Here is a 14455-nt window from a genome sequence, read left to right on the forward strand (position 1 = left end):
ACCTCTGAGGTCAGACGTTGAGAAGCAGGAATTCGCGTTCCCAGGGACTGATGACCTGCATGAAGGTTTCGAACTCGCCACGTTTGACGCCGGCATAGATGGCGATGAACTCAGGGCTCAGCACCTCCGCAAGCGATGGTGCCGATTCGAGCAGAGCGACAGCTTCGAGCAGGCCGCGCGGCAGGTCGATCTCGCCCTCGTTGGCCGTGTCCTCGGTCGGTGCCGTCGGCTCCCGCTGTTCGACGATGCCGAGATAGCCGCAGGCAAGCGAGGCCGCGAGCGCCAGGTAGGGGTTGGCATCCGAGCTCGGCAGCCGGTTCTCGATGCGCCGGGCGACCGGTTCCGACACCGGGATGCGGAAGGCGGTCGTGCGGTTGTCGTAGCCCCAGGCGGTATTAACCGGCGCCGACATGTCGGGCGTCAGCCGGCGGAAGGAGTTCACATAGGGCGCCATCATGACCAGCGTGCGCGGCACGTAGTGCTGCATGCCGCCGATGAAGTGGAAGAATTCCTTCGATGCCGATCCATCCGGGTTCGAAAACAGGTTCCGGCCGGTGTTGATTTCGACCACCGACTGGTGGATGTGCATCGCCGAACCCGGCTGGCCCTGCATCGGCTTGGCCATAAAGGTGGCATAGATGCCGTGTTTCAGCGCCGCCTCGCGGATCGTGCGCTTGAACAGGAAGACCTGGTCGGCCAGCTCGATCGGGTCGCCGTGGCGAAGGTTGATCTCGAGCTGCGCCGGTCCCTCTTCATGGATCAGCGTGTCGATCTCGAGACCCTGCTTCTCGGAGAAGTGGTAGATGTCGTCGATCAGCTCGTCGAACTCGTTGATGCCGGCAATCGAATAGCCCTGACCGCCAAGGATCGAGCGACCGGAGCGACCTTTCGGTGGATGCAGGGGATAGTCAGGGTCGTCATTGGTGGCGACGAGGTAGAATTCGATTTCCGGTGCGACGACCGGTTTCCAGCCCTTCTTCTTGTAAAGGTCGACCACGCGCTTCAGGACGTTGCGCGGCGTGTAGCTGATCTGCTCACCCTGCGAACCGACGATGTCGCAGATCACCTGCGCCGTCGGGTCGGTCTCCCAGGGCACGACCGAAAGGGTGGAGAGATCAGGCACGAGCTTGATATCGCTGTCGCGCGAATCGTAGCGGAACTGCCCGGTTTCGTCAGGATATTCGCCCGAGATCGTGTGCCGGTAGACGGCCGAGGGGAGCGCCAGCGAGGTGTTGGACGTGAATTTCGAGGTCGGCATCATCTTGCCGCGCGGCACGCCGGCAAGGTCGGGCGTGATGCATTCGACGTCTTCGATGCCGCGGATCTTGAGCCAGTCCGTGGCTTCCTTCCAGGTCTTCACACCACGGAGGGAGTGCAAGGCGGGGGGTATTTTCGAAGTTTTGCTGATTTTCGTTGTTTGTTGGGCAGCACTTCTCTTGGAGGGCATAAATCACCGGTTTTGGCTTCGGATGACGCATCATAACCACAGATTGGCAATTGGCTAGATGGGCTTGGTCATTGACTTTCTTCTTTGCCACCGGGAAGGAAAGACAAAAGAGCTGGGGTGTTTCGTGGCTGAGAAGAAGGATGTGGTCATCATCGGCGCCGGTGCCGCGGGCATGATGTGCGCCATCGAAGCGGGCAAGCGCGGCCGCCGTGCGGCTGTGCTCGACCATGCCAAGGCACCCGGTGAGAAGATCCGCATCTCCGGCGGTGGTCGCTGCAACTTCACCAATATCCATGCGGGGCCGAAGAACTTCCTTTCGGCAAACCCCCATTTCTGCAAGTCGGCGCTGGCGCGCTTTACGCCGCGCGATTTCCTTGGCCTTGTCGAAAAGCACGGCATCGCTTGGCACGAAAAGACGCTCGGCCAGCTCTTCTGCGACCACTCGGCCAAGGACATCATCAGGATGCTGCTCGCGGAAATGCGCGATGTGCACGCCGAGTTGCGGCTGGAGACAACGATCGAAAGCGTCGAACGCCACGGGGCGGGCTTCCGCGTCATGACGGATGAGGGGCCCATCGATGCCCAATCGCTCGTCATAGCCAGCGGCGGCAAGTCGATCCCGAAGATGGGTGCGACCGGGCTCGCCTACCGGATCGCCGAACAGTTCGGACTTGGCATCGTCGAAACGCGGCCGGGCCTCGTGCCGCTGACCCTCGATCCGGCGCAACTCCAAACGATCGGCGAACTGGCGGGTGTCGCAGCCGACGCCGAAGCCCGGTTCGGCAAGGCGGCCTTTCGCGAGGCGGTGCTGATCACCCATCGTGGCCTGAGCGGCCCGGCGATCCTGCAGATCTCTTCCTATTGGCGCGAGGGACAGGAGATCGAGTTGCGGCTGATGCCCGATATCGACATCGCCGCGATCCTCAAGGAGATCCGCCGCACCCACGGTAAGCAGGCGGTGCAGACGGCGCTTGGCGATATCCTGCCGCGCCGGCTCGCACAGTTTTTCGCCGACGGCGCGAAGCTGACCGGCCGTCAGCTTGCCGACCTCTCGGACAAGACGATCAACCAGCTTTCGGCCTCGATCCAGGCCTGGACGATCAAGCCCGCCGGATCGGAAGGCTATCGCACGGCCGAGGTCACGCTCGGCGGCGTCGATACCAAAGGGCTCGATTCCAAGACGATGCAGGCGAAGGCGGTGCCGGGGCTCTACTTCATCGGCGAATGCGTCGATGTGGCCGGCTGGCTCGGCGGCTACAATTTCCAATGGGCCTGGGCATCGGGCTTTGCTGCCGGGCAGGACGCCTGATCTCCCCGCTTTTGGTGGGTCGTGCTTCAGCGATTGTTAACGGGTCTGATCGAACCTTGTTTCTCGTCGGCACAGCCGGCGGTTGGTGTGATCGGATTGTCGCGTAAACGGAAATAACACTGTTTCCTATTTTTTGACTTTCCTCCGCCACGGCATGGCTGCAATATACGTGTGACTGGCAAGCCGGTTCATCCGGGCCGATGGTTGCCGGTGAATGTGACAAGGACAGGATGCCATGAACCAACCACGCCGCCGTCCCCGCGCCATCGCGGTCGCCCGCACCGATGAAAGCCGTCAGCAGAAGGCCGCGATCACGCGCCTCGCCCTCATCGCTTTCTTCGCCGTAGCCGCGCTTGCAACCGTTCCGGCCCTTTGGTTCTGATCTCAGGCAACCGGCCCTAGACGGCCGGTTCCTCGGGCGCCATTGAAGCGCCCCGCGCCCTTCGGATTTTCTGCCGCAGGTGAAACGCGCTTATATAAATTTTAATCGTTCAAATTGGATAGTGCGACGATGTGAGTTCGTCAGGTCCACGTTGCCTAGGAGTGGTGACGCGGATCCGCAATGATTGCCGACGGACTTGCGGCGTGCGCCGTATGATTTTCCGAAAAACATCAGCCTGTTTGCGCATCGGGTGGCTCTCGATCGCTCGCACCTTCACGCCCTGTCGTTGAAGGCGGAGACGTCTCGAGCTGCCGGGGGAGGCGAATGCGAGCTGCGAGCCAAGGTGTTTTCAATGTTCATTGATAGAATTCTTGCCCGTTTCAAGATCCAGACGAAGGTGCTCTTTTTCATCCTGCCCTTCGTCGTCAGCATCTGTGCCGTCGGTATCACCGGTCTCTATGCATCCGGCCTGCTTCAGGGCCGCATGGAGATTTCCAACAGCGTGCTGCAGACATTGAGCGGCTTCAAGGATGTCTATGCGGGCATGAACGCCTTCCTGCATTCGACGACCGAGGAAACCAGGCAAGCCGTCCAGTCGAAGATTTCGGCTCAGAAGGACGTGCTTGCGGCGACGGCCGCGCAGGTCGCCGGCCAGAGCGGTCAGGACGAGTTGACGGCCGCAATCGCCGCGACAAACGACATCGAGGCACGCATTGATGGCCTCTGGAAGCTGCATGTCGGCGAGCAGGAGCTGCGCGCAGCGATGGCGGCAAACCTCGACGCGCTGCTGATCGAGCGCTCCAAGATCAACGAGGAATCGAACCGGCTGCAATACGCCGTGCGGAAGAACGAAAACGCTGCCAAGACCATGTTGCGCGAAGCCGAAAAGCTGATGCGCGCCAGCCGCTTCTTCAACGAATTCGGCACCGAGGTCAGCAAGGCGATCACCGTCGACGACAAGCTCAAGGCCGTCAAGGAACGCTTCCCGATGATCGGCCGCACCGAGCGCGACATCTTCCGTCTGCTGCCGAAGGACGAGAAATCGCTTGCCGAAACGATCACGTCGGCTTCGAGCGAGATCGGTTCGCTGCTGAAGGCGCCGGCCGGCCCGGAGACGCTTGCCGGCATCTCCAAATATGTCGACCGTTTCCGCACTGCGAGCTTCCGCCTGGAGGCGGCATCGGTCGGCAAGATGCGTGACGCGACGCGGATCTTCGCCGAACTCGACGAGCAGATCGTCACGACGGAATCGGTACTGACCGCAACCCGCCGGCTCGCCGCGTCGATCACGGACATTCAGATTTCCGCTGCGACTTTCATGGGGCAGACGAACGAAGAGAACCGCCAGAAGCTGCTCGACAAGTCGCTTGCCGTTCAACAGAACATGGCGACGCTGCGTGGTGTTGCCAGTGACGGCGCTTCCTTCGACAAGATCGCCGATACGCTGATGCCGATCCTGACGGCGATGAAGAAGGATGCCGCAGCGCTCGTCGAAATCACCGTCAAGCGGACCGCCGACTTCGACGCTGCCGGCCAATCGATCGACCAGATCTGGGGCGATCTCACCGGCTTTGCCGAGCAGCAGAAGGTGGCCGCCGGAACAGAACGCCAGGAAGCAAACCAGATCTCGGTGGCCGCAACCGTCGGCGGCGTCGTCATCGCGCTGCTTGCCGGCATTGCGTTGACGCTGACGCTGAAGAAGCCGATCGGTCAGATCACCGCTGCCATGCGGCGCCTCGCCGATGGCCGCCTCGACACGGCGATCGACGGCGACGCCCGTCGTGACGAAATCGGCGACATGGCGCGCGCGCTCGGCGTCTTCAAGGAGAACGCGCTTTCCAAGGTGCGGATCGAGGCCGAGAGCGAAGAGCAGCGTACCCGCGCCGAAATGGAGCGCAGCCGCAACGATCAGGAAAAGCGGGAGCTCGATCGCCAGATCGATCTTGCCGTCAGCGAGCTTGCCGCCGGTCTCGGCCGTCTCGCGCAGGGCGACCTCTCACGCCAGATCGAGGTTCCGTTCCACGGTCGTCTCGAACAGTTGCGCGAGGACTTCAATGGCTCGCTGATCCGGCTGCAGGACACGCTCTCCCAGATCCGTGCCAATGCGCAGGCGATCCAGGAAAGCGGTTCCAGCATGCACCATGCAGCCGATTCGCTGTCGAAGCGGACGGAAGCCCAGGCGGCATCGCTTGAAGAAACCGCCGCTGCGGTCGACCAGATCACCGTGACCGTTCGCTCTTCGGCCGAGCGTGCCGGCGAAGCCAACCATGCCGTGATCCAGACGAAGCGCAGTGCCGACAGCTCGGCGACCGTCGTCACCAACGCGATTGCCGCCATGGGACGCATCGAGGAGGCCTCGCGCCAGATCGAGCAAATCATCGAGGTTATCGACGACATCGCCTTCCAGACGAACCTATTGGCGCTGAACGCCGGCATCGAAGCGGCGCGTGCGGGTGAAGCAGGCAAGGGTTTTGCCGTTGTCGCTCAGGAAGTGCGTGAACTGGCGCAGCGTTCGGCGGAGGCCGCGCGCGAGATCAAGGGGCTCATCAACAAGTCGACGAACGAGGTCAATGCCGGTTCGCACCTGGTCAAGGAAACGGGCGAAGTGTTGGCATCGATCAGCGCGCAGATTGTCACCGTCAGCCAGCATGTGGAGATGATCGCGACCGCTAGCCGCGATCAGGCCGTTGCGCTCAACGAGGTCAACGGCTCGGTCAACCAGATGGACCAGATGACACAGCAGAACGCTTCCATGGTCGAGGAAGCCACGGCGACGAGCCGGTCGCTCGCGCACCAGGCCGACACGTTGATGATGCTTGTCGAGCAGTTCCGGCTGGAGCCGCAGGCAGACGACTACAATTACCGGGCCGCCTGAGGCGGCCGGCAATCGAATTCGCTGACGGCGGACGTTCCGCCTTCAGGCGAAGGCACGGCAAACCGGTATCGCCGTGCGACATAACAAGGGCAGGGGCTAACATTGCACCGCGTGGCCGCAGGGCTCCGCGGTGCTCTTTTCTTCAGCGTCAAGGCGCCTCATGCGCCGCTGGGCAATCCTGACGGACAGGGCGTTAAAGAGGCGCCGAAGATATCCCGGCGGCTTCGGATCGAAGTCTTCGTCCCAACGCCGGTTCTTCAAGGCCATGTCGGCGATATAGACCATTGCCATCATTTCCATGGTGATGCTCCTCACTTGGTGGGCATCACGTCTTTTATGCATCCAAAGCAGTTTTACATACACCGGATATCGCGCTATATTTTTCAGTAATGAAAAACATGGATTGGGATATCTACCGCTGTTTCATGAGCGTGGCGCGCACCGGGGGCCTGACCGGCGCGGCACAGGCGCTCGGTTCGAGCCCGGCCACGGTCGGGCGGCGGATGCTGGAGCTCGAGGAGCGGACGGGCCGCGCCCTATTCCTGCGCAGCCAGACCGGCTATCAGCTCACTGGCGACGGTGAGCTTCTTTTCGAGCAGCTTCAGGAGATGGAGACGGCGGCGCGCCTGGTCGAAAGCTGGCGGCGCGAGGGTGAAGGCGCGACAGTCCGCATCACCGTCGGCACCTGGAATGCCTGGCTTCTTGCCGAGAATTTCCCGGCACTTTGCAGCGAGAGGGATGGTTTCAGCCTGGCGATAACGGTTGGCGAGACACGCGCAAGCCTCGCCTATCGTGAGACCGATATCGGCATCCGTGCTTTCGAGCCCGAGGAAAGCTATCTGGCGGCGAGCCTGATCGGTGACGTCGCCTACGCCGCCTATCGCCAGAAGAACGCAGCGTCAGCTGCCAACAGTCGGTGGGTGGCCGTGGGCGAAGAGGAGGCGATCTCGGCCTATCTTCGCTGGCCTCACCAGCAGGCAGAGGGCAGGATCGTCGCGACGATCACACGGCCGCGTTCGCTCCTGGATCTCGCCCGTGCCGGCGCCGGGTGCGCCGTGCTTCCCTGTTTCGTCGGCGATCTCGATCCGATGCTGGAGCGGGCGGGTGACGAAATCCCGGCGCTCAGGCATCGGCAATGGATCGTGATGAACAACGAGGATCGGCACCGAAAGGAAATCCGCACGGTGGTCGATCGCATGACGAAGCTGTTGCGTAGCCATGCTGACGTCTTTGCCGGAAAACGGCCGCGTCGCGGCTGAGCATGCGCGCGACCGGCCCGCATCCAGAACGACGGGTCGTGGGTTCTGGCGCCTTCGGTCAGCGCATCAGGAGCTTGACCAGGGCGGCCTGAGAATTGACCCGGGTCTTGGAATAGATGCTTTTAAGCTGCGTACGGGTCGTCTCGTAGCTGACGCCGTTGGCATGCGACATTTCCTTCAGCGTCAGGCCGGCAACGACGCCTGACGCGATGCGGATTTCGGCCGGCGTGAGGCCGTAGCTGTCTTTCAGGTGGGTGAGGCGTTGGTCAAAAACCAGCGAGGACGCCGGCTCGACCAGCACCGCGACGGTGGGGCCATCGAGGAGTTCGGTGAAGATACTGGCGCTTCGCCGGACGAGCGTGATCCGAAAGGCGCCATTCTCCGCGGTCCTGACGATGCGAACCTGCGGCTGTGCGGGAGTGCCGACCGGTGAGGCCAGAAGCTCCAGTGCCGCGTTGGCTTCCGGTTCGTCCATGAACAAGCGTCCGCCGATCGTGACGCGAAACGGAGAACCCTTCGCCGCCATGCGTTCGGCGTTGACGTTCATCGAGCGGATGCGAAGATTGTCGCCGACATAAATGACGCCGACGCCGATCGTATCGAGAAGCGTCTGGCCCTCATGCTGCTCGGCCATCATCAGGTCCCGTCGGCGCAGGAAATCGAAGGCGCGTTTCAGATGAGGGGCAAGAAGGGTATATTGATCGGCCGCCTGCCGGTTGAGTTCCTCGTCCGTGGACGATGTACAGGTCGATACGAGCAATGTGCGCGTCGCGCTGCGCACGATGGTGACGCCCACCGTGGTCTCGCAGCCGGTCTGGCCCTTCAGCCAGTCATTGTAGAATTCCGATTTCAGCAAATCCGCGCGCGAGACGATATGCTCGCCGGCGAGACCGCGGCCGACGGGCACGAGGACCGACTTCGGTATCCAGGGATTGATCGCCGCGAAGTGGCTGTTGAACTGGTCGATGGCTTCCGGCGTAAAGCCGGAGACATAGGGCACGCATGACGCCGGCGATGTGAGATCGTGGTAATGGAGCGCCGAGCGCCCGCCGGGCATCGTCGTGGTCAGTCGATCAAGAAAGTCCTGCCAGCTGCAGTCACCAAATGCGGCGCCGTAGATCAACTCCGTCAGTTCGGCCGTATCGGCAGCTCTCGTCGATCGATGCATGCGCACCTCTGCCTAAGGTAGGTTTGGCTAATATAGGCAGGAGCGGGCGGTTCGATCAACCTGAAATAGTGGGTTGCCGGTGATCGTTGCGTCGTGAACGATCACCGCGAGCACGGAAAGGCCGGCATCGCTGCCGGCCTTTCCGATCTTGTGCGCCGAGATCTCGCGCTGCAGTTTCAATGATGTTCAACGATAAATTGCGCTTCGAACGAAAGATGCAGCGAGCGGACGAAGCGAGTCGGATGAAAGCAAGGCCATCGCAAGCGTCATCGCCACGAGTGTCATGGCCTGCCCTGGGTCACGATGACCGGGATCAGGAGGTCGCCCCAGTTGCCTTCACCGCCGTGGTGGCGGGCCGAGCGAACGAGCTCGACCGAAACGCCGGCATCGACGGCCTTCATGACGGACTGGTTGAGGCGGTGCAGGTCGTTGGCGACCATGCGGATCGCTGCCTGCTGGTCCGGGGTCATCGCCGAAGACTGTTCCTCGGCCCGTTCCTTGACGCGTGTCTGGACTGTCATTGGACTTCTCCTTGAGGTTCGAGGCTAGAGTGGGATGCGGAGGCGTGTCTGCAGTTTCCGTCCGTGTCCCGCTCTGATTTATGAGGATCGGCAGGAGCGCAGCGGGCAGGGATTGCCGCGCTCCCGCCGGGCTTTCACTCTGCGGCCGGGCGGAACTGGTCGTGCTCGGTCGATTCCTTCATCGCGGTCGTTGAGGACTGGCCACCGGTAATCGCCATCGAAACGGCGTCGAAATAGCCGGTGCCCACTTCGCGCTGGTGCTTGGTCGCGGTGTAGCCGTTGACCTCGGCTGCGAACTCCGCTTCCTGCAGTTCCGAATAGGCGGCCATCTGTCTCGCCTTGTAGCCGCGTGCCAGTTCGAACATGCCGAAGTTCAGCTGATGGAAGCCAGCGAGCGTGATGAACTGGAACTTGTAGCCCATCGCGCCCAGCTCGCGCTGGAACTTGGCGATCGTCGCGTCGTCGAGGTTCTTCTTCCAGTTGAACGACGGCGAGCAGTTGTAGGCGAGCAGCTTGCCCGGATGCGCCTTGTGGACGCCTTCGGCGAACTTGCGGGCCTGCTCCAGATCTGGCTTCGAGGTCTCGCACCAGATGAGGTCGCAATGCGGTGCATAGGCGATGGCTCGGGCGATGCAGGGCTCCAGCCCGTTCTTCACCTGGTAGAAGCCTTCGACCGTGCGCCCGGCGTCATAGTCGACGAAAGGACGGTCGCGCTCGTCGATATCGGAAGTGAGCAGCTTTGCCGCTTCCGCATCGGTACGGGCGATGACCAGCGTCGGCGTGCCCATGACGTCGGCGGCAAGGCGTGCCGCGTTCAGGTTGCGGATATGGGCGGCCGTCGGGATTAGAACCTTGCCGCCGAGGTGGCCGCACTTCTTTTCAGACGCGAGCTGGTCTTCGTAGTGAACGCCGGCAGCCCCGGCTTCGATGAACGCCTTCATGATCTCGAAGGCATTGAGCGGGCCGCCGAAGCCGGCTTCGGCATCGGCAACGATCGGCGCGAACCAGGTGTCGACCGAAAGACCCTTGCCTTCGGAGGTCTCGATCTGGTCCGCACGCTGCAGCGTGCGGTTGATGCGCTTTGCGAGCTCGGGCGCCGCATTGGCCGGATAGAGCGACTGGTCCGGATACATTGCCGAAGCGGTGTTGGCGTCGGCAGCAACCTGCCAGCCGGAGAGATAGATCGCCTTCAGGCCGGCGCGGACCATCTGCATGGCCTGGTTGCCGGAGAGCGCTCCAAGCGCGTTGACGAAGTCATCCTCGTGAATGAGTTTCCACAAGCGGTTCGCGCCCATTTCGGCCAGCGAATAGCGGATCTCGACCGACCCGCGCAGCCGCTTCACGGTCTCGGCGGTATAGGGGCGTTCGACGCCATCGAAGCGGCCTTGCGGTGCGCTCGGAACGAGCTTGTAAAAATCAGTCATTACATCCTCCTGTCAAAATCGGACTTCCATTCGACTTTCGTCGCACGGCGCTTTGTGTTTCGAGTTCATGTGACAGGTTTTACATTGCGCTGCGATATTCGGCTATTGGAAACAATGAAATGGCGCGGTCAAAAGGGTTATCTTGTCTTGCCTTTGACAGAAGCGCGAAGTAAATTTGTAAAAAGTGTAAAGCGTCGCGTTCGTTGCAGATTGTAAAGGTAGTTACAAATGGCCGAGAACAAGATCTTCGCTGGTCCGCGGGTCAGGCGTATTCGCAACGGTCTCTCGCTGACGCAGACGGCCATGGCCGAGGCTCTCGGCATCTCGCCGTCCTACCTCAATCTGATCGAGCGCAATCAGCGGCCGTTGACTGTTCAGCTGCTTTTGAAACTCGCGTCGGTCTACAAGGTCGATCTCGACGAGCTGCAGGGAGAAACCGGTGGCAGCCTCTCGCAATTGCGCGAGGTCTTCGCCGATCCGCTGCTGTCAGCCGAACTGCCCGGAGAGCAGGAGCTGATCGAGGTGGCGGAAGCCGCCCCCAATGCCGCCGGCGGTGTCGTCAAGCTCTATCGCGCCTATCGCGAGCAGGCAGCACGCCTGAAGGATCTCGCCGACCTGCTGGCGGGGCAGGGGCATATGGAGGCGCTTTCGGGCACGCGGCTGCCGATGGACGAGGTGCGCGAAACCTTCGAGGCGCGGCCCAATCATTTTGCTGCGATCGAGGCAGCGGCGGAAGCCTTTCATGAGGCGCTGTCGCCAGGCGATGATCTCGTGGGTGCTCTCAGGAACTGGCTGAAGAAGGAGCATGGCCTGGTGGTGCGCAGCCTGCCGGTGCATGCCATGCCCAATCTGCGCCGCCGTTTCGACCGGCATTCCATGCGCCTCTTCATCTCCGAGCGGCTATCGCCGTATGACCAGCTCCGCGAGATCGCCATGGAGGCCGTATCGATCGCCTGCCATGAGGCGATCATCGCCGAACTCGAGCCTTTGCGTTTCTCGACGGCGGAGGCGCGACGCATCGCCCGTTTCGAGCTTGCGCGCTATGGCGCGCATGCGCTGATGATGCCCTATGCCGCCTTCCTCGCCGCCGCGCAGCGCGCGAAGTATGATGTCGACGTTCTGCGTGCGCGCTTTCAGGTCTCCTTCGAGCAGGCCGCCAATCGGCTGACCATGCTGCAGCGGCCGGGCGCACAAGGCGTGCCCTTCTTTCTGACGGAGATCGACAATGCCGGCCACCGCTTGCGGCGGGCCGGCGCTTCAGGCTTCCCGCAGGCGAAATTCGGCGGCGGCTGTCCGAAGCTCAATATCCACGCCGCCTTCTCGGTGCCGGGCCAGGTTCTGGTCGATCGTGTCGAAATGCCCGATGGCGCTGCATTTCTGACAGTGGCGCGCACGCTGGATGGCCCGCAGGCGGCGTTTCAGGAGCGGGTTCGGCGCACGGCCTTACTCCTCGGTTGCGAAGCGTCCTTCGCTGATGAGGTGGTCTACGGTGCGGGGATGCCGCCGGCGGTCGCGATTGGTGCCGCCTGCCGGCTCTGTGAACGGCAGGGCTGTCTGGCACGCGCCGAGCCGCCGGTCACGCGGCCGCTGGGGCTCGATGAGATGGCGACCGGGCTCAGCGTTTTCGATTTTCAATAGCTGACGGGATGCTGGTTCGGCAGCAGCGGTGCATCCGGCGCGAAGCATTCCGCCGGAAGGCCCGTCGTATAGCCGCGGGTGATATGCGCCTTGTCCGCATAGGCCTTGTTGCGCATCAGGATCGCGTGCAACTCCGGCAGGTTGTAGAACGGCACGCCCGGATAGAGGTGGTGCTCGAGGTGATAGTTGATGTTGTGGGGGGCGAAGAACAGCTTCTCCCAGGCATGCGGATAGACCGTGCGTGAACTCGTGAGTTCGTCGCTATAGTCCATGCTGCCAAAGTGCTCGGCGACGCTGCGTATATAAAGGAACAGGCAGAAGAAAGTGAGGAACGGCACCACCCAGTAGAGCGCCACTTCCCGCCAGATGCCGAGCAGCGTGAAGATCGCCGCGGCGGCCACATAGAAGCCGATGCGCAGCAGCTTGTATTGAAGCGTCGAGCGGTCGTTCTTTCCCATGCGTTTGGCCATGTGCAGCATGTCGCGCAGCGAATTGACCGCAACGAGGTAGCCAAGCAACTGTGTTATGCCGCGAGCAAGCTTCTGCGGGAAGGTGAATTGCGGCATGCCGAGCTTCGCCGTCCAGTCCGGATCCTCGTCGGTATTGGCATGCTGGTGGTGCGCGAGATGGTTCTGGCGATAGCCGTCGACGGTGGCAAGCACCGGCCAGGCGAGCAACAGGTCGCTCATCCAGTCGCTGAGTTTTCTGTTGCGGACGATGCGGTAATGCGCGGCCTCGTGGATCATGCAGCCGTGTGCATGCATGCGTCCGGCGATCAGCACAACGGCGAGCAGATAGACCAGCGGATTGCTGGCATATTCGCTGACGGCGATCGCCGCTGCGATCATCACCCAATCGAAAGCGATTGCGCCCAGCGCCTTGTGCGGCTCGAGCACGGAAAGGCGTTTCAGTTCCTTCGGGTCGATCCTGCGGCTTCGTCCGCCTGTGGCCTTCTCGCCAACGATCTTCTCGCCCATCGCAATACCCAAGCCTTGATGCACAACCGGCCGGAAAATCGCACGGCGATCATGGTTAATCAATTGTAAACGTCGGTCCGTACATGTCGAGCATCGACATGGTTAACTGCGGCGAGCGGTGACGCCCGGTTTAAGCAGCCGCCCGGCGGCTTGCCATAAGTGCCCGATTTTCCTTGGCTTGTGAAAAACACCGACCGATGCGGCGGCGCCTTTTGTTGGCACGAAAGCGCTTGAGGTTATCGAGAAACATGCCTAACCTCCGGCCTGAGCGAAGCGGATTGGACGGTGTCCCGGCATGCCGGGCCCGATACGAAAAATCAAAAGGGGAGTTGTATGTCCAAGCTCATCGTCACAACCCTGGCGGCAGCCGTACTGGCCGGTTCGACCATGCTGGCCTCGGCGCAGGAGCGCGTGGTCAACGTCTACAACTGGTCGGATTACATCGACAGCAGCATTCTGGAAGACTTCACCAAGGAGACCGGTATCAAGGTCGTCTATGACGTCTTCGATTCCAACGAGATCCTGGAGACGAAGCTGCTCGCGGGCGGTTCGGGTTACGACGTGGTCGTGCCGACGGCAACCTTCCTGCAGCGGCAGATCGCCGCCGGCGTGTTCCAGAAGCTCGACAAGTCGAAGCTGCCGAACCTTTCCAATATGTGGGACGTGATCATGGAGCGTACGGCGAAGTACGATCCGGGCAACGAATACGCCGTCGACTACATGTGGGGCACCACCGGCATCGGCTACAATGTCGACAAGATGAAGGCGATCCTGGGCACGGACGAGAAGCCCAACTGGGACGTGATCTTCAAGCCGGAACTGGCGGCGAAGTTCAAGGATTGCGGCATCCACATCCTCGATTCCCCGACCGACGTCATGCCGTCGGCGCTTGCCTATCTCGGCCTCAATCCGGATAGCCACGATGCTGCCGATCTGGAAAAGGCGGCCGAACTCCTGGCAAGCATCCGTCCCAACGTGCGCAAGTTCCATTCCTCGGAATACATCAACGCGCTCGCCAACGGCGACATCTGCCTTGCGGTCGGTTTCTCCGGCGACGTCTTCCAGGCCCGTGACCGCGCGGCCGAAGCGAAGGCCGGCGTGACCGTCGACTATGCGATCCCGTCGCAGGGTGCGCAGATGTGGTTCGACATGTTCGCGATCCCTGCCGATGCGCAGCACGTCGAGGAAGCCCATGCCTTCCTCAACTACATGATGAAACCTGAAGTCGTCGCCAAGGCATCGAACTACGTCTTCTACGCCAACGGCAACAAGGCCTCGCAGCAGTTCCTCGACAAGGCCGTTCTGGAAGATACCGCCATCTATCCGTCGGAAGAGGTGATGCAGAAACTGTTCACGGTGACGCCCTTCGAGGCGAAGGAACAGAGGGTATTGACCCGACTCTGGACAAAGGTCGTAACCGGCCAGTAAGAGCGGAAAACGAATTGCCCGGACCTC

The 14455-nt window shown here is 61.7% G+C and carries 12 protein-coding genes; 6 read left to right on the forward strand and 6 right to left on the reverse strand.

Translation table 11 applies throughout. The annotated features are described in order from the left end of the window. Positions 1 to 10: 10 nt before the first annotated feature. Positions 11 to 1447, reverse strand: a complete 1437-nt coding sequence (locus AC3WWH_RS03170; RefSeq protein WP_057251012.1) for a glutamine synthetase family protein — start codon at positions 1445 to 1447, stop codon at positions 11 to 13. A 124-nt stretch (positions 1448 to 1571) separates the two neighbouring features. Between AC3WWH_RS03170 and AC3WWH_RS03175 the strand changes: the two genes are divergently transcribed. The 3 genes from AC3WWH_RS03175 (at position 1572) to AC3WWH_RS03185 (ending at position 6013) form a co-directional block, all read left to right on the forward strand. Further along, the gene (locus AC3WWH_RS03175) at positions 1572 to 2756 is read left to right on the forward strand and encodes a BaiN/RdsA family NAD(P)/FAD-dependent oxidoreductase (RefSeq protein ID WP_058320542.1); all 1185 of its coding nucleotides are present in this window, start codon (positions 1572 to 1574) and stop codon (positions 2754 to 2756) included. Between the two features lie 235 nt (positions 2757 to 2991). After that, positions 2992 to 3138, forward strand: coding sequence for a hypothetical protein (locus tag AC3WWH_RS03180; protein ID WP_197417228.1), 147 nt, complete (start codon positions 2992 to 2994; stop codon positions 3136 to 3138). Between the two features lie 352 nt (positions 3139 to 3490). Then, positions 3491 to 6013: a methyl-accepting chemotaxis protein gene (locus AC3WWH_RS03185; protein WP_058320479.1), complete on the forward strand. Its 2523-nt coding sequence runs from the start codon at positions 3491 to 3493 to the stop codon at positions 6011 to 6013. Between the two features lie 96 nt (positions 6014 to 6109). On the opposite strand, the gene AC3WWH_RS03190 is transcribed toward AC3WWH_RS03185, so the two are convergent. Next, complete coding sequence (locus tag AC3WWH_RS03190) at positions 6110 to 6313, reverse strand: hypothetical protein (RefSeq protein WP_057251007.1); 204 nt, start codon at positions 6311 to 6313, stop codon at positions 6110 to 6112. An 89-nt stretch (positions 6314 to 6402) separates the two neighbouring features. Between AC3WWH_RS03190 and AC3WWH_RS03195 the strand changes: the two genes are divergently transcribed. Further along, the gene (locus AC3WWH_RS03195; RefSeq protein ID WP_058320478.1) at positions 6403 to 7272 is read left to right on the forward strand and encodes a LysR family transcriptional regulator; all 870 of its coding nucleotides are present in this window, start codon (positions 6403 to 6405) and stop codon (positions 7270 to 7272) included. 58 nt (positions 7273 to 7330) lie between these two features. Here the strand turns inward: AC3WWH_RS03195 and AC3WWH_RS03200 are convergent, their stop codons facing one another. The 3 genes from AC3WWH_RS03200 to aceA all read right to left on the reverse strand — a co-directional run bounded on the left by AC3WWH_RS03200 (position 7331) and on the right by aceA (position 10385). Further along, positions 7331 to 8440 carry a helix-turn-helix transcriptional regulator gene (locus AC3WWH_RS03200; protein ID WP_057251004.1) on the reverse strand — a complete coding sequence of 370 codons (1110 nt, stop codon included), beginning with the start codon at positions 8438 to 8440 and terminating at the stop codon, positions 7331 to 7333. Positions 8441 to 8721: 281 nt separating this feature from the next. Then, entirely contained in the window at positions 8722 to 8961 is a 240-nt protein-coding gene (locus AC3WWH_RS03205; RefSeq protein WP_034800815.1) for an SMc00767 family acetate metabolism repressor, read from the reverse strand. Positions 8962 to 9095: 134 nt separating this feature from the next. Further along, the gene (gene aceA, locus AC3WWH_RS03210) at positions 9096 to 10385 is read right to left on the reverse strand and encodes an isocitrate lyase (RefSeq protein ID WP_058320477.1); all 1290 of its coding nucleotides are present in this window, start codon (positions 10383 to 10385) and stop codon (positions 9096 to 9098) included. A 228-nt stretch (positions 10386 to 10613) separates the two neighbouring features. Between aceA and AC3WWH_RS03215 the strand changes: the two genes are divergently transcribed. Further along, a complete protein-coding gene (locus tag AC3WWH_RS03215; protein WP_113398491.1) occupies positions 10614 to 12023 on the forward strand; it encodes an XRE family transcriptional regulator in 1410 nt (469 codons plus the stop codon). Here the strand turns inward: AC3WWH_RS03215 and AC3WWH_RS03220 are convergent. Continuing rightward, positions 12017 to 13000: a fatty acid desaturase family protein gene (locus AC3WWH_RS03220; RefSeq protein ID WP_058320476.1), complete on the reverse strand. Its 984-nt coding sequence runs from the start codon at positions 12998 to 13000 to the stop codon at positions 12017 to 12019. The two genes, AC3WWH_RS03215 and AC3WWH_RS03220, sit on opposite strands and share 7 nt — an antisense overlap. Positions 13001 to 13333: 333 nt before the next feature. On the opposite strand from AC3WWH_RS03220, the gene AC3WWH_RS03225 reads away from it, so the two are divergent. Then, complete coding sequence (locus tag AC3WWH_RS03225) at positions 13334 to 14428, forward strand: polyamine ABC transporter substrate-binding protein (RefSeq protein ID WP_057250997.1); 1095 nt, start codon at positions 13334 to 13336, stop codon at positions 14426 to 14428. Positions 14429 to 14455: the final 27 nt, after the last annotated feature.

It is taken from the genome of Ensifer sp. EB106-03-01-XG145, assembly GCF_058792075.1.